An 18050-nucleotide genomic window follows, 5' to 3' on the forward strand; every position below is an offset into this window, starting at 1 on the left:
TTTACAGCAGAATTCAAGTATTTGAACCACATCTATCGTAGGGGCACAGCATTGCTGTGCCCCTACCGCATGGTCTATTTACCTGAAAATAGCTGTAAGCTACAGGGAAGCATAATTATAAAAAAGTTTTAGTTATACTTTTGCACTAGCAAATCTGCAATTGAGGTTAGTAATTCAGTTGGTTGTACTGGTTTGGCAACGTGTTTTTGAAACCTAGCTGCTAAGACTTGATCGCGATCGCTTTCTCTAGCATAGGCGGTAAGGGCGATCGCAGGAATTTCCCCTCCTTCTTCCTTTGGCATTACTCTGAGTACCTTAATCAGGTTGTAGCCATCCGCCACACACCAGATTCAAGCAAGGTTTACCTGTTTTGCGGGCAGCGAGCGAGCGATCTGGTGGTCACTTTTTGTTGTGTCTCCTGAATTATGACTGCTGAATTCTTCTTTACACAAATAATTGGATATTTTGTATTTGGAAGACTCTAAATAAGGATTTAGTGATCGCACTTCAAATTATTGTAGAAAAACATGGCGGTATTCTGGAGGTTAATTCTGTACAGGGAGAGGGTAGATAATTTGTAATTCAAATTCCGATTTAAAATTATCCCTCCTGGCGCGGGTAGCCAAAGCTGAGATGGCTACCAATGAGTGTGTAGAAGTTATTTAGGGCGTGTGCAGCACCCCCTAAATAACCCGGAACCTTGCATTTATCGCTAACAGTTTGAGCGACTTTGTAAAGCTTGGTGGTGTGTGGTGTCATGTCCCATCCTTCGCCACCATAGCTGCTTGTGGTTTTTTGAATATCATGCAGGATTACCACTTCCAGCCGCCAACCATTGATTTTGCACTCGCCCAAGCGATAGATATTAGACAATGCTGGATCTGATAAAGCTAGACGTAACTCTCTTTCTATTTGCATGAAGTCAGGCTTTTCCGGCTGCATCTGCAAGTAAGCAAGTAGTTCTGCGGCTGATGTGCCAGTTATAAAAAATACTGATGCATAGCCATCTCCCCCAGAAATGACTCTCCAATCAACTAAGGTGAGTTCTGGTGACTGCGCCAGCGCCACAATCAGCGAGGTGTCAGTTTGGTTATCTGTGCCAGTTATCCCACCATAACCAGACTCAATCCCAAAGTTGCGATCGCAAACACCAATGATTTGCCAGGTATAGTGTGCAACTGTAACTATAGGTTCATCTCTTTGTATACCCGACACTACTTCAGCATAGTTGCTCTGGTCAACATACAAATCGTAAGAACCTGGAGTATTGGAGTTTCCACATGGCGCATTGATTAATTTGCCAACAAAGTGGCAATGTTTAAAGCCAGACAGTGGATGCTGGCGTACCAAAGCCGCAAGGCGTTCAGCATCAGACGGAGCAAAAGTGGCACTGAAGTAGTAATGAGGGCCTTGTCCGCACTCTTTGATTTCACAGAACCAATCCTGAAATGTAGCCATTATGTAAAGATACACACAACGAAATAACGACCAAGATAACTAATGGCAGATAATATTGAACACCCACAATATAACCTTTAGTGATCGGGTGAAGTGATATTGTTAGGTGGCGTTGGGTTCTTCAGGATCTTCACCAAGGATTTGCTGTGCAGCGTGTTGGATGTGCAGAATATCGTCTCTAGCGATTTTACTTAGGTGAAAGCTCTCTCTATCTGAAGCGGGTAGAGCTTTGTATGTTTGTAGCACTGAATCAATAGGCACAGTAGATATAATACTTACCCCAGCAACAGGTGATTTCACAGCACTGATCTTTCCTTTTAAAAGTCGTAATGCAACACTAGGCAGATTTGGTGTAACAAGTACCAACGGATCTGGATTTTCCCATCTGATTCGGGTAGTACCTTGCTTCTTCGCTTTACTTGAGGAGTTATCCAACAACTGAACGTACATCCCCGATGAATCAACAGATTCAAATTCAGTTCGTATCTTTTTCATTGCTTCGGCTAAACTACGAGCTAGTTTTTGGTCACTATTTGTCGCAGCAAAAGCCTTGGTGATTAGGACATCAACAGATGATAAAACCTAGACACAAAAAGGCTTTTCACCCAGTCACCAATCCCCAGTCCCCAGTCCCCAGTCCCCAGCTATAATACTAGATGATCTACTACACTCGTACCGCCAGAAAGTAAGGTTTCCACCGCAGTACCCAAGGCACCCAGATAAACCTGTTCGGGATCGAGGGGGGCAAAATCATAGAGTTCCGCCAACCATAATTCTAAAGGGAAAACTGACATGATCCCCCGTTGCCACATCTCTGAGGAGTGGGTGTGGGCGTTGAAAAAGCCAGGTAGCAGCAGCTTATTTTTGCCATCTATGGCTGTACCGATTACTTGTAGATTGGGGGCAATGGCTGCGATCGCACCATCTCCAACCTGTACATCTACCATTGTATAATTATCACGGACGGCAATCAAAACATTCTGGATGGTGAAATCTACCATATTTAACCTTGATTAAGTAATCGTCTTCTCAACTGAATTTCAAGTTACAAAATAGAAAATGGTGTTGGGTATTGCAATTTTATGAATCTGCCTTTTCGGACATTGGGAGTTGCACCAAATGCATGGACAGTGAATGATGCGAACGCAGATATCACTCGTCTTCAAAAGACCCCACAACCCGTTATTTTATCAACAGAAACTAAAACCCTGCGCCTAGACTTGGCAAAAACTGCTATCCTCGTCATTGATATGCAAAACGACTTCTGTCACCCTGATGGCTGGTTAGCGCATATCGGCGTGGACGTAACTCCAGCGCGTCAGCCTATTGAACCTTTGAACAACTTACTTCCAGAACTGCGTGAGGCTGGTGTTCCAGTCATTTGGGTAAATTGGGGGAATCGTTCCGACTTGCTCAATATTAGTGCTGGTTTGCGTCATGTCTATAACCCCACAGGGGCAGGTGTGGGATTGGGCGATCCACTGCCAAGCAATGGTGCTAGAGTACTCATGGCAGGTAGTTGGGCAGCGGCAGTAGTAGACGAACTAGAACAGATTCCCGAAGATATTCGTGTGGATAAATACCGCATGAGTGGGTTTTGGGATACGCCCTTAGATAGTATCTTGCGGAATCTAGGAAGGACAACATTATTTTTTGCTGGTGTTAATGCTGATCAATGTGTGCTAGCCACATTATGTGATGCCAACTTCTTAGGATATGACTGCGTGTTAGTTAAAGATTGCACCGCCACCACTTCTCCTGAATATTGTTGGCTGGCGACGTTGTACAATGTCAAACAATGCTTCGGTTTTGTCACTGACTCGCAAGGGATTTTAATAGCGCTGCAAAAGGGTGAGGAGTAGGAGAGACGCGATTAATCGCGTCTGTACAGGTGATTTTTTGATTTAGAGATACAATTAACAACTTAATATTCAGGACTCGGATTTTAGTAATTTTCATACCCATCGATAACTTCAGAGGGGATAAATAAATGAACGCTACTCGTTGTGTAATTCCGGTTATCAAATCTCCCAAAGATTACCAAGTATATCGCATCAGTCCCAACGACTCCAATCGATTAGCAATTATCTTCGATTCGACAAATGCTAATACTTCCTTGACTTGCTGCATAGAAATTTTTGATGTTGGTGGACAAACACCGCCAAATCGCCATCAGTGGGCAGTGGAAATGTTTTTCGTCCTCAAAGGGGAAGCGATCGCCATGTGTGACGGCAAGACTACCACGATCAAAGCTGGAGATAGTTTATTAGTGCCTCCCACTGGTACTCATTTGATTAAAAATACTGGTTCTACTCGTTTGTACACCTTGACTGTTATGGTTCCCAATGAAAACTTTTCGGAATTGATTCGTAGTGGGATTCCGACGGAGTTAGATGAAGAAGATATGGCAGTACTGGGGAGATTTGATGCTTTGATGCCCTGTTAAAAATATTTGAAACCTCTCTCTAAATTATGACTTACGCACTGTACAAAAGAGTCATGTTGTGTATCAAGGGAAATACGTCGTTTCAGGTTTTCGTTAATCATTCTTTGATGGTAAATAGACCCACGCTGTAGGGGCACAGCAATGCTCATTGGTGTCAACTTAACGTGAAAGCCTAGTCTAATAAGAAGAGTGAAAATTTTTCGATGTACCACCTAGATTTAGATTCCCCCTAACCCCCCTTTTTAAGGGGGGAACTAGAATCGAGTGCCCCCAATAAATTGGGGGTTGGGGGATCTAAAAGAACGGGAAATAGAGTGTTTAGGCTTAAGTTGACACCCATAAGCAATGCTGTGCCCCTACGACAGATGTGTATTTTTCAAGTTTCCATATTTGGTCTTTCCTGTCAATGCGTAATTCCTAATTTATTTTTTGGAGTTCCCTAAATTCCAAGTCTGATAGCCGAAGTCCACGCTTAGTGGACTAAATGATTTTCACTTATTTATCTTTACATGGTTTAGAATCTGACGGCTAATCTCCCGAAGCTCATGTAAGGCTTAGTTTCTAGCCAACGAACCGCATTATCTAGTCCGCAACAACTGCACGAAAGTATTACTCACCGTATTGTCTTTGATGTCGGCGGCATATTGAATCAATTCTTCCCGCAGTTTTTTGGCTGCATCTATCTCAAGTAAGGTTGCTAGCAAGAAATAAACACCACGAAAACGCGGATCGCCCATTCTATCAACTAGTAGTCCTTCGGCGGCATCAGTTTCGCTGAGAAAGTTTTGCACTAAGAAGAAATCCATGATTGAGAATGCAAGTTGGTATCAACAAGTAGTAGGCGATCGCATTTACGAGTATCAAAGACTCTCTGGCAAGTATTAAAGACTCTCTGGCGAGTATCAAAGACTCTCTGGCGAGTATCAAAGACTCTCTGGCGAGTATCAAAGACTCTCTGGCGAGTATCAAAGACTCGTCCACGAGTATTAAAGACTCTCTGGCGAGTATTAAAGACTCTCTGGCGAGTATCAAAGACTCATTAATGAGGTTTAACTACTCATTCACGGAGTTCAAAGACTACAGCACTTATTGTTTGAATGCAGTACACCAGATACGCGGTAGGGGCACAGCATTGCTGTGCCCCTACAAACGTTTGTATTTGACGCAAGCGAGAACGGCTATAAACCGAATGGCAATATTTGCCTATGTATCAGAAGCAGCTTTGCTAGGTTTATTTTTGATAGCTTTAAAACGATCGCCTAACTGTTCGGCAATAGTTTTTAACCCTGGAGTTTTCTTAGCGGCTGTCTTGACGTAATCATAAACTGTCAAACTGCTACCCATTGCTTCGCTACCGACTGCCATTAGGGTATCATCGACTTGTTCTGTCAGTTGTCGCAATCCAATCAAAAGCTCGGTAAGCGTTGCTGCTAGTTGATAATCCCGCACAAAATCATCTACATCAAAGCTGGCTGGGAGAATTTCTCGGTTAGACTGGGCCGCAGTCAGGCTGGTGTTGACAAAAGCTAGGCTTTTATCGCCCATCTTAAATAACTTGCGTCGTTCTTCCACACTCAGGGTAACGAGAAAAGGCATCTTTGCTTGGATAGTCGCAAAGGCTGCTTTAATTTCTTGGATATCTGCTGGGGTAAGGGAAGCGGTAATGTTTTGGTAAGCCATTGGATATTTACCGTAGTGAATCTGTTTGTTATGATTCCCACTGGTAAATGCGATCGCACATCTCAACGTCAACCTGACTTTTCACGGTATTTAGTAGTTTACTAGCACTTGTGAAGGACAGGACTTATGCAAAATCATGAAAAAACGAACCGCAAAGGACGCAAAGGACACAAAGAAATAAGAGTTTCAGAGAGTTTTTGCGTAAGTCCTAAAGGAGAGAGATTTTGAATTTTCTCCCTTCCCGCGTCGGGAAGGGGGTTAGGGGGTTAGGTTTCTGAAGTGAAAAGTCAGTTTACCGAATAATTTCTTTAACAATAACAACAAAGCGTTCCATATCAGCGTGGGTAATAGCTCCCATTGTCGAGACTCGGAAAATAGATTTGGCTAAATTTCCCTGTCCAGAATAAATGATATAGTCTTGTGCTTTCAATTGGTCGTGAAATTCTTCATATCTGAAACCGTCTGGCAAGTAGTAGGCATTCAAGACAACGGATGAACTGCCAACAGGAAGTAGGGGTTTAATTCCGATTGAGGCTAACCCGTCTCTGACTAAGCTGGCAAGTTGGTTGTAATGGCTGTGTCTAGCACGCCACCCTCCTGCTTCTGCCATTTCTTGCAAAGCTTCTGTTAAGGCATAAAATGTTTGTACTGATTGCGTAAAAGGTGTGCCGCCTCGGTCTTGTTGCTGGCAATAGGTTGCTAAATCTAAATATAAGGTGCGGGGGATTGTGTCTACTGAGGGCAATGCATCCCGTCGCAGGATAACAAAGGACGTTCCGGGGACACCATGCAGACATTTATTCGCTGTCGCAGCGCAAGCGGTGATTCCCCAATCTGCAAAATTTAATTCCTCAGCACCAAAGCTGCTGACTGCATCTACTAGTAGTTTGATGCGGCGTTCTTGACAAATTGGCGCAAGTTCCGCCAAATTATTTAAGCGACCGGTAGTAGTTTCGTGATGGACGACAGCAAGGTGGGTGATATCGGTGTTTTCATTTAAAAGTTTGACTAAACCGTTGATATCTATTTCAGCATCCCAAGGATGGGAAAGTGTGATGTAATCAATGCCGTGGATTTTGGCGATTTTAGATAGTCGTTCGCCATATACACCGTTTTCAATTACTAGTAATTTCCCGTCTGTGGGTACTAAGCTGCTGATCATCGCTTCCATCGCTGCGGTACCAGAACCCGTAAGCAGAACTGCTGCCCAGCCATCGCTTCCAAGATTATAAACTTGAAGTAGCTGTTCGCGGATTCTGCTTTGAAGTTGAGAAAATTCTACTTCCCGATGACACAAATCAGGACGCAGCAGGGCATTTCTGACGCGATCGCTCAAATTCACGGGGCCGGGATTTAGTAAAATCATTGGGAAATGGTGGTTGATGTAAGATCGATGAAAACTAGGAGTTAGGTGATTGATACCGAGCTTTTATCCTTAATCAAGTTTATGTAACACAACCCTCCCAGTAACCCCAAAAATCTAGATGCGCGACGTTACAACTAAGTTTATTTTGAGCAATCATCTCTTGTTTTTTAAGCAACCAGGTGTTTAGCTCATTCTCTAAAGTTGCTTCTTCAATAATTTCTGGAATCGATTCTTCCATAAACCCTAAGATAAACTCAATAAATACAGGATCATTACTACTGATTTCCCACGGACTTTCTCCTTGTAATACCTTCATGCCAATACGGTTCATTGCTTCCCACATAGACGAACCGCAGTCAGGCCCCATCCCTCTCCCGAAGTATTGATGGCGCTGCATGTGCTGATGGTAGTATTTAATAAAGTCTGAATCGTTGTCGGAAGGAGGAATAAAATTCATGCCAGTATAGTTAATAGTTGCGAGAAGCGGCAATTGGTACTTTTTTAAACATTCGAGTAGTGTCTGAAACTGGTTTTCGCTAAATAGATCAAACACTGCATTGGCGATGGCTAAGTTGAAAGTATTTAAGTCTATGAGATTTTCCAGTTCCAAAATAGAGCCGACAATTGTGTGGATGGTAATTTGATGAACTTGATTTTTCAAGACTAATATTGAATTTTGCAATTGTGACTCATATCCATTTTCTTGCGCCCAGATCATTAGCTGATCAAAAGCGATTTCCAAAAGTTCTTGATTTTGTTCGACTAGAAACCACTCTTGCTCCTGGGGAATTTTGCTAAAGTAGTAGCGACAGTTAGCTCCTGTACCCGCTCCCAAATCAACAATTTTCAGCTTCTTGTACTTATTCAAGTATTCTTGACAGCTTGCTTCGGTATTTAGGTGACGCGCTTGAGCATCATAAGAAATACGAAGTTCTAGCCATTGAGCTAACTTTTGATTTTTATTCATTAGTCACTTATTAAATGCTTGTAAGAAATCTCGATAAGTTTTATCCCAAGAGTTAAAGGATAGGTTAGTGATGTGAGCAAAAGCATTTGTTTGTAACTGAGCGAGTTCATTAGGCACTGTCAGCAGCCTTCTAAGTGCTTTGAAAAACTGCTCCTGCTTACCTGGCTCAATTAGTATGCCATTGCTACCATCCTCAATCCAGTCAACAATTGCTCCAGTTGCATAAGCTAATACGGGTAGCCCGTGAACAACGGCTTCAGCAGTAGCCATAGAGTAACTCTCATAGGTAGATGGGGAGAGATAAAGAGCGCATTGGGGGAACAAGTCAAACATAGCCTGTTGCGGAAGGTAGCCATGTAAAATGATGCAATCTTGAAGACGCGATCGCTCTATTATCGCCAGAATCTCCTTTGTATAACTGGCGTTCTGTTCGCAGTCACCAATCAAATGCAGCCGAAAATTTTTCACCTGCATCTGAGCTAACATTTGTACTAAATCGAGTTGTCCTTTGCCTTGAGAAAATGTTCCTACTGTAATCAGATTTATCGGCTCTTCTTCAGAAAGTTTCTTGGGATGAGACAAACGGGACACTTGAACCTTTTCTATCCCTGGAAATGCTACCGTGATTTTCTCTTTTTCTATGCCCTGACTTGAAAGATAATCTCGCATTTGCAAGCTGGGAACAATAATTCCATTCACAGCTTTTAGCCATAGTTTCTCGCTAATCCACAGGGCTGACTTTTCCTGATTTGAGTAGTAGATATTCCTCGACTCAAGATAGTGAAGCATCAGGTAAATCTGCTGGAAATAGGGACTAAATTTCTCAAGAGTTGCTTTGAATTCAGGAATTGTTAAGTAGAGTCCATCAAGCACAAAGGCGCAGCTAGAAGACCAAGCATTGAAACGCTCAATCAGCTCGGTAACAGGGCTATTTAAGGCGTGAAAAAATCCCTTGCCTTTGGCTGACTGCTCTAGGCATTTGACAATTTCTAAATTGTAAATCGAGCCTCCTGATACATGAGCCAATTGAGGCTGAATAAAATGGATCGTCTTCGCTTCATACCTCGGCTTCATAGCTTCCCCAAGCGATATGACTTTCCTCCAGAGTGACTTTGAGAGAGCCTTTGAAAAAAGAACTGACCTGTTTGCTAATTTGCTGGTGAATATAATAAGCCATGTGTTCTGTCGTTGTATTTACCCCCTTAAATTGTTCAAGAGTATCCAGATTTTGGTAATTTAACGGTTCTAGAACTTCTTTGAGAATTGCGATCGCCTGACCGATATCAATTACTAAGCCATCTTTATCCAACTGAGCGACTTTGAATTCAGCCGTAACTATATAGGTTGCTCCGTGCAGCTTTTGAGCTGGGCCAAAAATTTCCCCTTGGAAGCTGTGGGCAATCATGATGTGGTCTTTTACTGCAACAGAAAACATAATTATGGTGTTGTATTACTAGATTTCTAAAGCTTAACGTGCTGACCTGCACGTAGGGATTCCAGGGGATAAATCGTGTCAGCCCAGACTATACCTTGACGCTGCCAACAAAGGATAGCTGAACGCAGATAGATAATGGACAGCATGAATTGTCCAATGGGCATCAGCAAGACGGGGAGTAGCTCAAGTTTAAGTCTGACTGACCTGATCAGTGCGTAAAGGACTAATGATAAATACGCAACCACACCTAGAGTCCACAAATAAGGGATTTCATGGTGTAAAAAGGCAACTCCCCAGCCGATAATCAGCAGCCAGATACTTAAGGCACTGAGGATGATTTTTGAATAACTAAACTGGGCAATCAGGCCAAATAAATGTTTTTCCAGACCACGCACCATTGCAGGTAGAGATTCGTACCAAGCCAATCCAATCTCATCCTTAGCAAATATCAGCTTTCCCTTACCGCCAGCTCGATTCATCATCAAACCCAAGCCCAAGTCATTGCTGACCTCCATCCGCAACCAGTTGAAGCCTTCAGTCCGGTCAAAAACCGATTTGCGAACCAGGGCAAACGCTCCCGTCCCAGGATACCTGTCTGAAGCTGGTTTGCCAATATCAGCAGCTTTGATCTGAAGTAAAGATACGATTTCTAAGGCAGCATTTAAGACTTGTTGCCAGAAGGACTGCTGGTAGTGTTTATGAAAGATAGCCAGGTGATCAATTTGCTGTTCAAGACATAACGCCACAACCTTGCGTAAGCTACCGGGCTGGAAGTGAATAGCTGCGTCAGTCAAAAGCATCCACTCACCGCTAACCTTCTCGGTAGCAATGTGCATGGCGTGAACTTGACCTAACCATCCTGCTGGTAAACTATTTATGTGTATTGGCAAAATGCGGGAATCTTGAGCAGCCATCCTGTCAATGATGCTTCCGGTGTTATCAGTTGAGCGATCATTGATCAAGATCAATTCTAGGTTTGGATAGTCCTGCGTTAGCAGCGTTATCACTGCTTGCTCCAGTATCTCAGGTTCGTTACGGGCGGGAATAACCACACTGAGCTTTTGCCAGTACTGGGGTTCTTGAGGTGTGAACTGCTTGAGCAGAGGGATTGATATGAAGTGGTAAATCGCCCGGAAATAGGTAAAACACCACGCTAGGCACGCAAGTACTGCCCAGATTGCTAGAATCCAATCTACTGCGCTCATTGTTTTTAAGTCGTAGCTCTGGGCCATCATGATATGGTCTTTTACTGCTACAGAAAACATGATTTTTAATACTCAATTAACGGTGAAACTGGATGCACTTGACGCTGATATAACAGTGACATAAATTCAGGCAAGTCTCTAAAAGAAATCACAGGTTCAAGAAGAATATCTACAGCTGCATCTGCAAGCAAGCTCAAAACCCGTTCTTTGCGCTGGCGATAGTCAATCAGCTTTCGCATGGGTTTGGCGATCGCAGAAACTTGAGAAGCGATAATTTGTTTGCGTTGGTAATGAAAGGAACCCCCTAATTGCAAGGAAACCGATTGTGTTCCGTACCAACTTAGTTCGATACAGCGACCTTCAAAAGCCAGAGCATTAATCGCACTTTGAAGTCCAGAAGAAGAAGCGCTGGTATGGAAAACGATATTGTAATCGCCTTCTTTATAGTCGGTTGCTAAACGGGAATTTTGCAACCAAGGTAGTTGTTCTAAGTATTGAATTCGCTGCTTATCTTGTTCTAAAAAGTCTGCCCCTATACCATACTCTTTGCTAAGGACAAAGCTAATGAGAATACCGATAATGCCTGCACCAACAATTAGGATGCGATGGTCCTGACTAACTTCGGCATCCCAGACTGCATTCAAGGCTGTTTCGGTGTTGGGAATTAAAGTCGCCCGTTTGCTAGGTAACCAATCTGGCAACTCTAAAGCATCAGAACTCTCGACGACGACTCTCGATTGGTGGGGATGCATGACAAAAAATCGTTTCCCCTGGTTGGAACCTTCATCAGCTTGACCAACAAGACTGTAACCGTACTTTAAAGGCAAGGCAAAACTGCCTTCCATATACCAACAGCGCATCGTTTCCCAGCACTCTTCGGGGACTTTTGCTAGACCTACCAGCCGCTCTGTACCCGGACTAATGCCACTGTAGAGCGTGTCCAAAAACAGAGGATCTTTAAGGGACGGCGTGACTGAAGTTTCTCTAATTTCACCAAGGCTAGGAGAGACTAACCAGTAGGCATAAGCTCGAGAATTTGTAGACATCTTTAAAGCTGTTGTACATTTTAATTGCGTAGTTTTAAGCGAGAGCAAAAACGGTTAATCTCTCCTCACCTCCTGAGCAGCCTTAACACCACTATGCTGTAGTCCCGGAGGTCAGCAGAGAATCCTAAACGTTCATTTTCTTCTACTGTATCCAGTTCCAAATCCTGCAAAGAATAGGCTTTTACTTTATTCAGCAGACTAATGCCTCTCACCTCTTGAGCCAAATAAATTACCCTGATCAAATATAGATGGCAGATTATTTAATTTTTTGAAACACTAAAAACCTATATGATACTAATTCTTTCATTAAACACTTTTGAAGAGCATCGCCGCCGACTATAGCCTTAATATATGAAGAAAACTGCATAAAATGCTTCAAAATTATAACAGAGAAACTGATTAAAATATCCCGATTCCTTCTTAATTTTAAATTAGGTGTCAAATCAATGTTTTCCATCAATTGATAACCATATTTAGAGGCAATACTTTGGATTTGGCTTACTCTTGTTAAGGAACCTAGAACCCACCCTTTGCAGAAAAGTTCAATCAACTTTTTTTCTGATGAATTGGTAGGTAAATTTGCGGCACTTTCCGAAATAAAATCGTCACAGACAATCATAAATCCAGTTTTCTTCATGTTTGCGCTTATTTCGCTAAAAAAAGCATCGCTATCAGTAGCATGAACAAATGCTTCAATCGAAAAAGCCAAATCTATCACAGGAAGAGACTTAGGCAATTTTTGAAAATCTCCTTTTACAATCTTGCATTTACTTTCAATATTTAGTTTTTTGGAAATATCTCTAGATATTTGAAGTTGTGCAGAACTAATAGTTATTCCATAATAACAGGGCTTTGAATAAGCCTGGGCTAGATAAAAAAGACTGCCTCCTACTCCACATCCTAAATCAAGGATAGATTCTAATTTATGTCTCCTGATAATATTCAAGATTAAACTGTTGACAAAGTTAAAGGCATCTTGAGAAGTTGCAACTCCATTGCCCCATACCTCACGATGTATACCGTAAGTTTCATAATGAGGATCATATTTTAGAAAGAGGCTTGTGTTGCGGTCATAGTATGTTTCTACTTCATTGTTCATACGCTGAGTAATGCTCTAAAAAACATCAATATTAATTAAGCTAAACGAGAGTACAGACAGTTAATCTCTGTCCTCCCAATCAGCCTCAACGAGCAAATTAAATACGTGACTGCTTATCTTGGAGCAATTCCACCAGAATTTCTCCATCGAGATCGAAGTGTTTCATTTTAAAGCGGAGTCCTTTGTCGATCGAGTCTATAACTGGAAGGGTGAAACTCGACCGTCCAGAACCCAAAATCAAAGGAGAAAAATGGAGATGCAGTAGCTCTATGCAATCAGCTTGCAAGAAATAGGATACGGTTTGTCCTCCACCTTCCAAAAAAATACTAGAAATGCCATTTTCGTATAAAACCTTTAAAATTTCTGAGGCAGCTAAAACGGGTCTTTCTTGAGAATCTTTTGTTGAAGAGATCGGAAGCTGCAAAATTTTTTCTTTACCTGCTTGTGGTAGTACTCGATGCTGCTTTCCTTGAGGACATAACACAATCACTCTTTCATGAAGCGCCATCATCTGCAAATCATCAACCCTCAAATCGTTTTGACCTTCTATAATCACAGGAGTTGGATGCTTGCCAGGTACTAAACGAACCGTTAACTTAGGGTTGTCGAGTGTTGCAGTTACTGCTCCTACCATGACGGCATCATGAAGGGCACGCAGACGATGGGCATGTTTCAAGTTAGCCTCGTTACTGAGCCATTGAGAGTTTCCATTGACTGCTGCAATTTTGCCGTCAAGAGATTGTGCCAAGTGAGCCATCAGAAAAGGACGCTTTTCTAGGTAAGCTTCTCTTTGAGCAACTAAGAGCCTGATATATAAGGAAAAAGTTTGCCATCCAGTGCTGCTCCACATTCCTTTAAAACATTGGGCATCTTGCACAATATCGCTTTTAAAAGGGGAGCCGCTTTTGAATACGATGGCAGATTGTACTTGAGAAAATAGTTGATTTGCGAAATTCAAGTTTTGACAAAAATCATTGGGAAAATCGATAATAATCAAGAAATCACTTTCCGGAATATTAGGTATCTTTTCGTTAGAAAGTTTTTGGAAACTCCACGGACTTTTTGCATTACCAAAAAAAGCCCAATATTCATTAAGTTGGGGAGCTTCATTTTTCATGACCTCCTTGCATTCTAGTAATGCTGACCAAATATCTTCTAAATGTTCATCAATTTTCAATGCATTTATTGCTTGAGATTGTCGGTGTTTTACTTTTAGAAGATGCCCCAGCTTCTTTGCCTTAGTCGTCAAATAATTTAAATTGTAGTCATTGGGTTCAATCGCTAAGGGAATTCGTTCGATAACCTCAATACCGTAGTTTTGTAAACGAGCAATTTTACGAGGATTATTAGTAATCAAGCGAACTTGATTCATTCCTAAATCTTTAAGTATTTGCGCTGCCATGCTGTAATCACGGAGGTCAGCAGAGAATCCCAGACGTTCATTTGCTTCGACTGTATCCAGTCCCAAATCTTGTAAAGAATAGGCTTTCACCTTATTCAACAGACCAATTCCTCTTCCCTCTTGCGCCAAATAAATTATTACCCCTTGACCTGCTTTATCAATCATCCTCAGTGCTGTTTGCAACTGCGTTCCACAATCACAGCGCAGAGAACCTAAGGCATCCCCCGTTAGGCATTCCGAGTGTATTCTTACCATTACCGGATTGTTGAACTTGGCTGGTTCACCCTTGACGATCGCAACGTTTTCCGAGTTGTCCAGAGTATTACGGTAGCCATAAATTTTAAACTGACCAAATTCGCTGGGTAATTTGGCGATCGCTACAGTTTCTGCAAATGCACTTTCGGTTATTGGTTTTAGGTCGCTCATAATTTATGACAATATTTTGGTGTTTAGATTAACTAGCTGGAGTGCTACATTGCATTGAGCAGGACATCAACTTCTTAATTTACCATTCCGCTCATTTCTGGCAACACTACCCTCTCTTTTGCATCCTCACTACTGGCAATCTTTTTGGCAATTAATAGCTCAAAATACGCAATTAAAGTCACTGCTAATAATAGCAGAATAGAACCCCAATACCAAATTATAAGCATTACGGATAAGAGGATGTTTTAAAAGGATCTTTTGCTCTCATAGTTAGCACAGCATAGTATCTCAGCACATGGCTAAAACATTGATTTTTCGTCGGAGTTAACCCAGTCAGAATGTAAAAATTATACCTTATTAGACTTTTAAAACATTTTTTTAAGACAGAACACCTGCTAGCTATAATTACTGACAAGCGATCCGGCTACCTTGGTCTATTTTCTTTGCCCAAAAAGCTTCGGCTACCAGAGATCCTCCTGCTGTGAGAATACCATATTCCATAGATCAGCAAAAAGATTAATAGGATTTTTTTTAATAACCAAAATTTGTATATTATCTCATAATTTTTGTATAAATTATCAAAACTTATCTGTCATATTTATTAATATGACAGGTTGTCATATATGCTCTTACGAGTATCGTCTGGTGATATTATCAACCTGAAGCTGGACAATCAATTGACTGGTCAATTTTTTCAATCCGAATAAAGCAGCAAGAGGGGGGGAATTTTATATCAACGACAATACAATACGATGAGAACCATATCGATACAGTCGTCCGGCAGGGTGATATTGAAGAATGGACGCTTGTAAATGGAACACCAACTCATCATGCCTTCCATATCCACCAACTCGATTTCTTGGTTACTAAAGTCAATGGTGTAGCCCAATCTCTACAGGGGTATCAGGATACGGTCGATCTCCCACCTTGTACGAAAACGGCAACGGATAATGATAATTGTGAGCTTGGAACAGAAAGCTTAACTGTGGTGCGTATTCCTTTTACGAACAAGATTATTGCTGCCGAATTCATTGATGGCACCGAAGCTTACGATAAAGATACTGACACATCCGAATACGACAATGGCAAATTCATCGGTGGCGAATTCGTCTATCACTGTCATCTCCTGTATCATGAAGATCATGGAATGATGCAGAATCTTCTGGTCTTACCTCCTTTACCTCCTTCATCTACACCTAAGTAAAGTGCAAAGCGTGGCTTAAGCTGCAACATACAAGATTAGTAAAAGTCTTGTGGGGTGGGCATCACTGCCCCTAAAAATTTAGTTTTATTTTGGCACAATTCTAATCACATAAACGTTACAGGTATGAGATCACCTAAAGACAAATATAACTCTAAATCGCAGATTGCCGATACAGATTACGAAGAAAAAATCCGTCAAAGTTTTGCTTATTACTCAGATAAATGGGATAATGAAAATTTAACTTCTCATTATAAAATTAAAAGACAGTGGTTATTAAATACTATCCAAGAACTTTATCAAAAAACACAACAAAAAAATTTTAATTTAAAAATATTAGATGCTGGATGTGGGAACGGTCTGTATCTAATAGATATTGTAGAAGCTTTGGAAAATATTTATAGTGTAGATGGTGTAGGTGTTGATCTAACTGAAGAAATGATTGATATATCTCGAAAAAGATCGCAATATTTAAAGGGTAAATATGAATGGATTCAAATAGATTTGGAAAATGATGATTATAAATCGAAACTCGGAGAAGACCAATTTGATATCATTATAATGAACGGAGTCGTATGTTATTTTAATAATATACCTAAAGTGCTTAAATCTCTAAAAACCCTTTTAAAACAAGATGGAAAACTGATTATTATCCATCACAATCCCAAGAATTTGACTAATCTTGTTCTGAGAATTCAAAGTCTATTAGAATCTGAATTTATCTGGTTTAGAAATCCTTCAGAAAAAGAAATTACAACTTACGCTGAAACAGAAGGTTATTTGTTAAATAAATCTCAAGTTTTACCTTGTGGAGGTATACCGTATTTCTTTTATAGTGTAGGTAAGATATTTTGGGATGGTTACGGTTTAGTCTTTACCCTAAAATAGGATTGTTTAATTAATTTTGATATTTTTTAGAATATCACTTTAAATTGACAAGACCGGGATTTAGCAAAATCACTTTGTCATTTGTCATTTGTCATTAATAAATGAAGAGTTTGTACTTTTAATTTATTAATTACGAATTATGAATTACCAATGTGTTTCATAAAGCGTTGCAAAACTTCTTCCGGGGTGAGGTTGGGTCTGGGTAGCTTTTCTAAAGTTCCGGGACGAATTTTTAAATGAGCGAATTTAGGTCTAGTGTTGGTATCTGCGGTAAATAAGGCATCTAAAAGGGCGGGGTCATCTCCGGCTAATGTAACGCCGTAACCACAGGCTTCGGCAATTTTGGCAAAGGAGATACCCGCAGAGACGGTAGCTTGTGCGCCTGTGGAATCGTGGACTTCATTATCTAAGAGAATATGGATCAAGTTAGCACCGCCATAAGTGCCGATGGTAGCAAAATTACCCATTCGCATTAATGCTGCTCCATCGCCATCAATTACCACTACCTTCAGGTCTGGACGTGCTAAGGATAATCCCAATCCCATAGAGGAGGCACAGCCCATCGAGCCGACCATGTAAAGATGATTGGCGCTGTCTTTACTAGCGAAGAGTTCGCGTCCTGTGTATCCGGTGGTGGCAATTACTACAGTGCTTTCTGGATCAATGAATTCCACAATCCGAGCTAATGCTTCGCTGCGAGAAATGCGTTGTTCTTTGTTATCCCGAAAAAAGCTTTGCTGAATATGAGCGCTAGCACTATTTTCTCGTTCGGGGATAGAAGAACGGGTGAGTGCATGGGGGGCGATCGCTCCTTTACGCATAATTAAAGCATAAGGACAGCGTTCTTGTTGCATATAGGCTGTGGCTTTTTGTAGAACGGGTTCTATTTCTGCTGCCTCTGTGGGAAAAAATTCCCAAGGTATAGTCATTGTTTGCAGCAATTTCTCTGTGATTTGCCCCATTAATTGATGTTGCGGTTCATCTTGCAACAAGCGATCGCCTCTTAGAGTACAAATCAGCAGCAGTGGAATCCGAAAGATATAAGTGAGGGAGGTTAGAGGGTTAACTGCATTTCCCAAACCAGAGTTTTGCATCATTACTACAGCTGGTTTTCCAGCAATTGCGGCTCCAGCTGCGATCGCTACAGCATCTCCCTCATTGGCTGCGGAGATATATCTAAGTTGAATGTCATTGATGACGTAGTTAATAAAAGGCGTGAGAAAAGAACAGGGTACGCCAGTGTACCAGCCAAAGCCAAGATTACGCGCAGCTTCTACAAATTCTTCTGCCTGGATCATATTAAGAGATGGGGAGTGGGAAGTAGGGAGTAGGGAGTGAGCAAGGGAGATTGGGGACTGGAGAGTTGATAGAAAAGATTATTACTTTGACTTCTGAACTCGGAACTTCGACTTCTGAACTCGGAACTTCGAC

General features: G+C 41.4%; 17 protein-coding genes and 4 pseudogenes. 4 read left to right on the forward strand and 17 right to left on the reverse strand.

The features are described from left to right. Positions 1 to 128 precede the first annotated feature (128 nt). The 4 genes and pseudogenes from ACFFAP_RS23805 to ACFFAP_RS23820 all read right to left on the reverse strand — a co-directional run. Positions 129 to 302 (reverse strand): response regulator, encoded by a 174-nt coding sequence (locus ACFFAP_RS23805; protein ID WP_375513544.1) that lies wholly within the window; start codon positions 300 to 302, stop codon positions 129 to 131. 298 nt (positions 303 to 600) lie between these two features. Continuing rightward, positions 601 to 1458: a hypothetical protein gene (locus ACFFAP_RS23810; protein ID WP_375513545.1), complete on the reverse strand. Its 858-nt coding sequence runs from the start codon at positions 1456 to 1458 to the stop codon at positions 601 to 603. A gap of 102 nt (positions 1459 to 1560) precedes the next feature. Next, a complete protein-coding gene (locus ACFFAP_RS23815) occupies positions 1561 to 1953 on the reverse strand; it encodes a hypothetical protein (RefSeq protein WP_375513546.1) in 393 nt (130 codons plus the stop codon). Positions 1954 to 2105: 152 nt separating this feature from the next. Then, positions 2106 to 2459 (reverse strand): annotated as a pseudogene (locus ACFFAP_RS23820) (amidohydrolase family protein); the annotation flags it as partial. 81 nt (positions 2460 to 2540) lie between these two features. On the opposite strand from ACFFAP_RS23820, the gene ACFFAP_RS23825 reads away from it, so the two are divergent. Continuing rightward, positions 2541 to 3320, forward strand: a complete 780-nt coding sequence (locus ACFFAP_RS23825) for a cysteine hydrolase family protein (protein WP_375513547.1) — start codon at positions 2541 to 2543, stop codon at positions 3318 to 3320. 128 nt (positions 3321 to 3448) lie between these two features. Beyond that, entirely contained in the window at positions 3449 to 3904 is a 456-nt protein-coding gene (locus ACFFAP_RS23830) for a cupin domain-containing protein (RefSeq protein ID WP_375513548.1), read from the forward strand. Positions 3905 to 4482: 578 nt separating this feature from the next. On the opposite strand, the pseudogene ACFFAP_RS23835 reads toward ACFFAP_RS23830, so the two are convergent. The 12 genes and pseudogenes from ACFFAP_RS23835 to ribA all read right to left on the reverse strand — a co-directional run. After that, positions 4483 to 4713, reverse strand: a pseudogene (locus tag ACFFAP_RS23835) (hypothetical protein); the annotation flags it as partial. A gap of 394 nt (positions 4714 to 5107) precedes the next feature. Beyond that, on the reverse strand, positions 5108 to 5584 hold the full coding sequence (locus tag ACFFAP_RS23840; protein WP_375513558.1) for a hypothetical protein: 477 nt from the start codon (positions 5582 to 5584) through the stop codon (positions 5108 to 5110). A gap of 292 nt (positions 5585 to 5876) precedes the next feature. Then, a complete protein-coding gene (locus ACFFAP_RS23845; RefSeq protein ID WP_375513549.1) occupies positions 5877 to 6950 on the reverse strand; it encodes a 2-aminoethylphosphonate aminotransferase in 1074 nt (357 codons plus the stop codon). Between the two features lie 79 nt (positions 6951 to 7029). After that, positions 7030 to 7917 (reverse strand): hypothetical protein, encoded by an 888-nt coding sequence (locus ACFFAP_RS23850; RefSeq protein ID WP_375513550.1) that lies wholly within the window; start codon positions 7915 to 7917, stop codon positions 7030 to 7032. Between the two features lie 3 nt (positions 7918 to 7920). Next, positions 7921 to 8991: a glycosyltransferase family 4 protein gene (locus ACFFAP_RS23855; RefSeq protein WP_375513551.1), complete on the reverse strand. Its 1071-nt coding sequence runs from the start codon at positions 8989 to 8991 to the stop codon at positions 7921 to 7923. Then, positions 8975 to 9352 carry a 6-pyruvoyl tetrahydropterin synthase family protein gene (locus tag ACFFAP_RS23860; protein WP_375513552.1) on the reverse strand — a complete coding sequence of 126 codons (378 nt, stop codon included), beginning with the start codon at positions 9350 to 9352 and terminating at the stop codon, positions 8975 to 8977. Before ACFFAP_RS23860 ends, ACFFAP_RS23855 begins: the two co-directional genes overlap by 17 nt. Positions 9353 to 9378: 26 nt before the next feature. Further along, a complete protein-coding gene (locus ACFFAP_RS23865) occupies positions 9379 to 10557 on the reverse strand; it encodes a glycosyltransferase (RefSeq protein ID WP_375513553.1) in 1179 nt (392 codons plus the stop codon). Positions 10558 to 10622: 65 nt separating this feature from the next. Next, positions 10623 to 11603, reverse strand: a complete 981-nt coding sequence (locus ACFFAP_RS23870) for a zinc-binding alcohol dehydrogenase (RefSeq protein WP_375513554.1) — start codon at positions 11601 to 11603, stop codon at positions 10623 to 10625. A gap of 92 nt (positions 11604 to 11695) precedes the next feature. After that, positions 11696 to 11836 (reverse strand): annotated as a pseudogene (locus ACFFAP_RS23875) (hypothetical protein); the annotation flags it as partial. Between the two features lie 23 nt (positions 11837 to 11859). Beyond that, entirely contained in the window at positions 11860 to 12702 is an 843-nt protein-coding gene (locus ACFFAP_RS23880) for an SAM-dependent methyltransferase (protein WP_375513555.1), read from the reverse strand. Positions 12703 to 12799: 97 nt separating this feature from the next. Beyond that, entirely contained in the window at positions 12800 to 13819 is a 1020-nt protein-coding gene (locus tag ACFFAP_RS23885; protein ID WP_375513559.1) for a RibD family protein, read from the reverse strand. A gap of 95 nt (positions 13820 to 13914) precedes the next feature. Further along, a pseudogene (gene ribA, locus ACFFAP_RS23890) lies at positions 13915 to 14479 on the reverse strand (GTP cyclohydrolase II); the annotation flags it as partial. 781 nt (positions 14480 to 15260) lie between these two features. Between ribA and ACFFAP_RS23895 the strand changes: the two are divergent. Continuing rightward, complete coding sequence (locus tag ACFFAP_RS23895; RefSeq protein ID WP_375513560.1) at positions 15261 to 15734, forward strand: multicopper oxidase domain-containing protein; 474 nt, start codon at positions 15261 to 15263, stop codon at positions 15732 to 15734. A 54-nt stretch (positions 15735 to 15788) separates the two neighbouring features. Continuing rightward, entirely contained in the window at positions 15789 to 16619 is an 831-nt protein-coding gene (locus tag ACFFAP_RS23900; protein ID WP_375513556.1) for a class I SAM-dependent methyltransferase, read from the forward strand. 137 nt (positions 16620 to 16756) lie between these two features. Here ACFFAP_RS23900 and aepY read toward each other — a convergent pair whose 3' ends face one another. Further along, positions 16757 to 17917: a phosphonopyruvate decarboxylase gene (gene aepY / locus ACFFAP_RS23905; protein ID WP_375513557.1), complete on the reverse strand. Its 1161-nt coding sequence runs from the start codon at positions 17915 to 17917 to the stop codon at positions 16757 to 16759. Between the last annotated feature and the right edge of the window lie 133 nt (positions 17918 to 18050).

The sequence above is a fragment of the uncultured Nostoc sp. genome, assembly GCF_964245575.1.
GTDB lineage: Bacteria > Cyanobacteriota > Cyanobacteriia > Cyanobacteriales > Nostocaceae > Nostoc.

Bases quoted from the DNA above. Each gene is read 5' to 3' on its own strand.
- ACFFAP_RS23805 (WP_375513544.1), bottom strand. From the start codon at position 302: ATGCCAAAGGAAGAAGGAGGGGAAATTCCTGCGATCGCCCTTACCGCC.
- ACFFAP_RS23810 (WP_375513545.1), bottom strand. From the start codon at position 1,458: ATGGCTACATTTCAGGATTGGTTCTGTGAAATCAAAGAGTGCGGACAA.
- ACFFAP_RS23815 (WP_375513546.1), bottom strand. From the start codon at position 1,953: ATGAAAAAGATACGAACTGAATTTGAATCTGTTGATTCATCGGGGATG.
- ACFFAP_RS23825 (WP_375513547.1), top strand. From the start codon at position 2,541: ATGAATCTGCCTTTTCGGACATTGGGAGTTGCACCAAATGCATGGACA.
- ACFFAP_RS23830 (WP_375513548.1), top strand. From the start codon at position 3,449: ATGAACGCTACTCGTTGTGTAATTCCGGTTATCAAATCTCCCAAAGAT.
- ACFFAP_RS23840 (WP_375513558.1), bottom strand. From the start codon at position 5,584: ATGGCTTACCAAAACATTACCGCTTCCCTTACCCCAGCAGATATCCAA.
- ACFFAP_RS23845 (WP_375513549.1), bottom strand. From the start codon at position 6,950: ATGATTTTACTAAATCCCGGCCCCGTGAATTTGAGCGATCGCGTCAGA.
- ACFFAP_RS23850 (WP_375513550.1), bottom strand. From the start codon at position 7,917: ATGAATAAAAATCAAAAGTTAGCTCAATGGCTAGAACTTCGTATTTCT.
- ACFFAP_RS23855 (WP_375513551.1), bottom strand. From the start codon at position 8,991: ATGAAGCCGAGGTATGAAGCGAAGACGATCCATTTTATTCAGCCTCAA.
- ACFFAP_RS23860 (WP_375513552.1), bottom strand. From the start codon at position 9,352: ATGTTTTCTGTTGCAGTAAAAGACCACATCATGATTGCCCACAGCTTC.
- ACFFAP_RS23865 (WP_375513553.1), bottom strand. From the start codon at position 10,557: ATGAGCGCAGTAGATTGGATTCTAGCAATCTGGGCAGTACTTGCGTGC.
- ACFFAP_RS23870 (WP_375513554.1), bottom strand. From the start codon at position 11,603: ATGTCTACAAATTCTCGAGCTTATGCCTACTGGTTAGTCTCTCCTAGC.
- ACFFAP_RS23880 (WP_375513555.1), bottom strand. From the start codon at position 12,702: ATGAACAATGAAGTAGAAACATACTATGACCGCAACACAAGCCTCTTT.
- ACFFAP_RS23885 (WP_375513559.1), bottom strand. From the start codon at position 13,819: ATGAAAAATGAAGCTCCCCAACTTAATGAATATTGGGCTTTTTTTGGT.
- aepY (WP_375513557.1), bottom strand. From the start codon at position 17,917: ATGATCCAGGCAGAAGAATTTGTAGAAGCTGCGCGTAATCTTGGCTTT.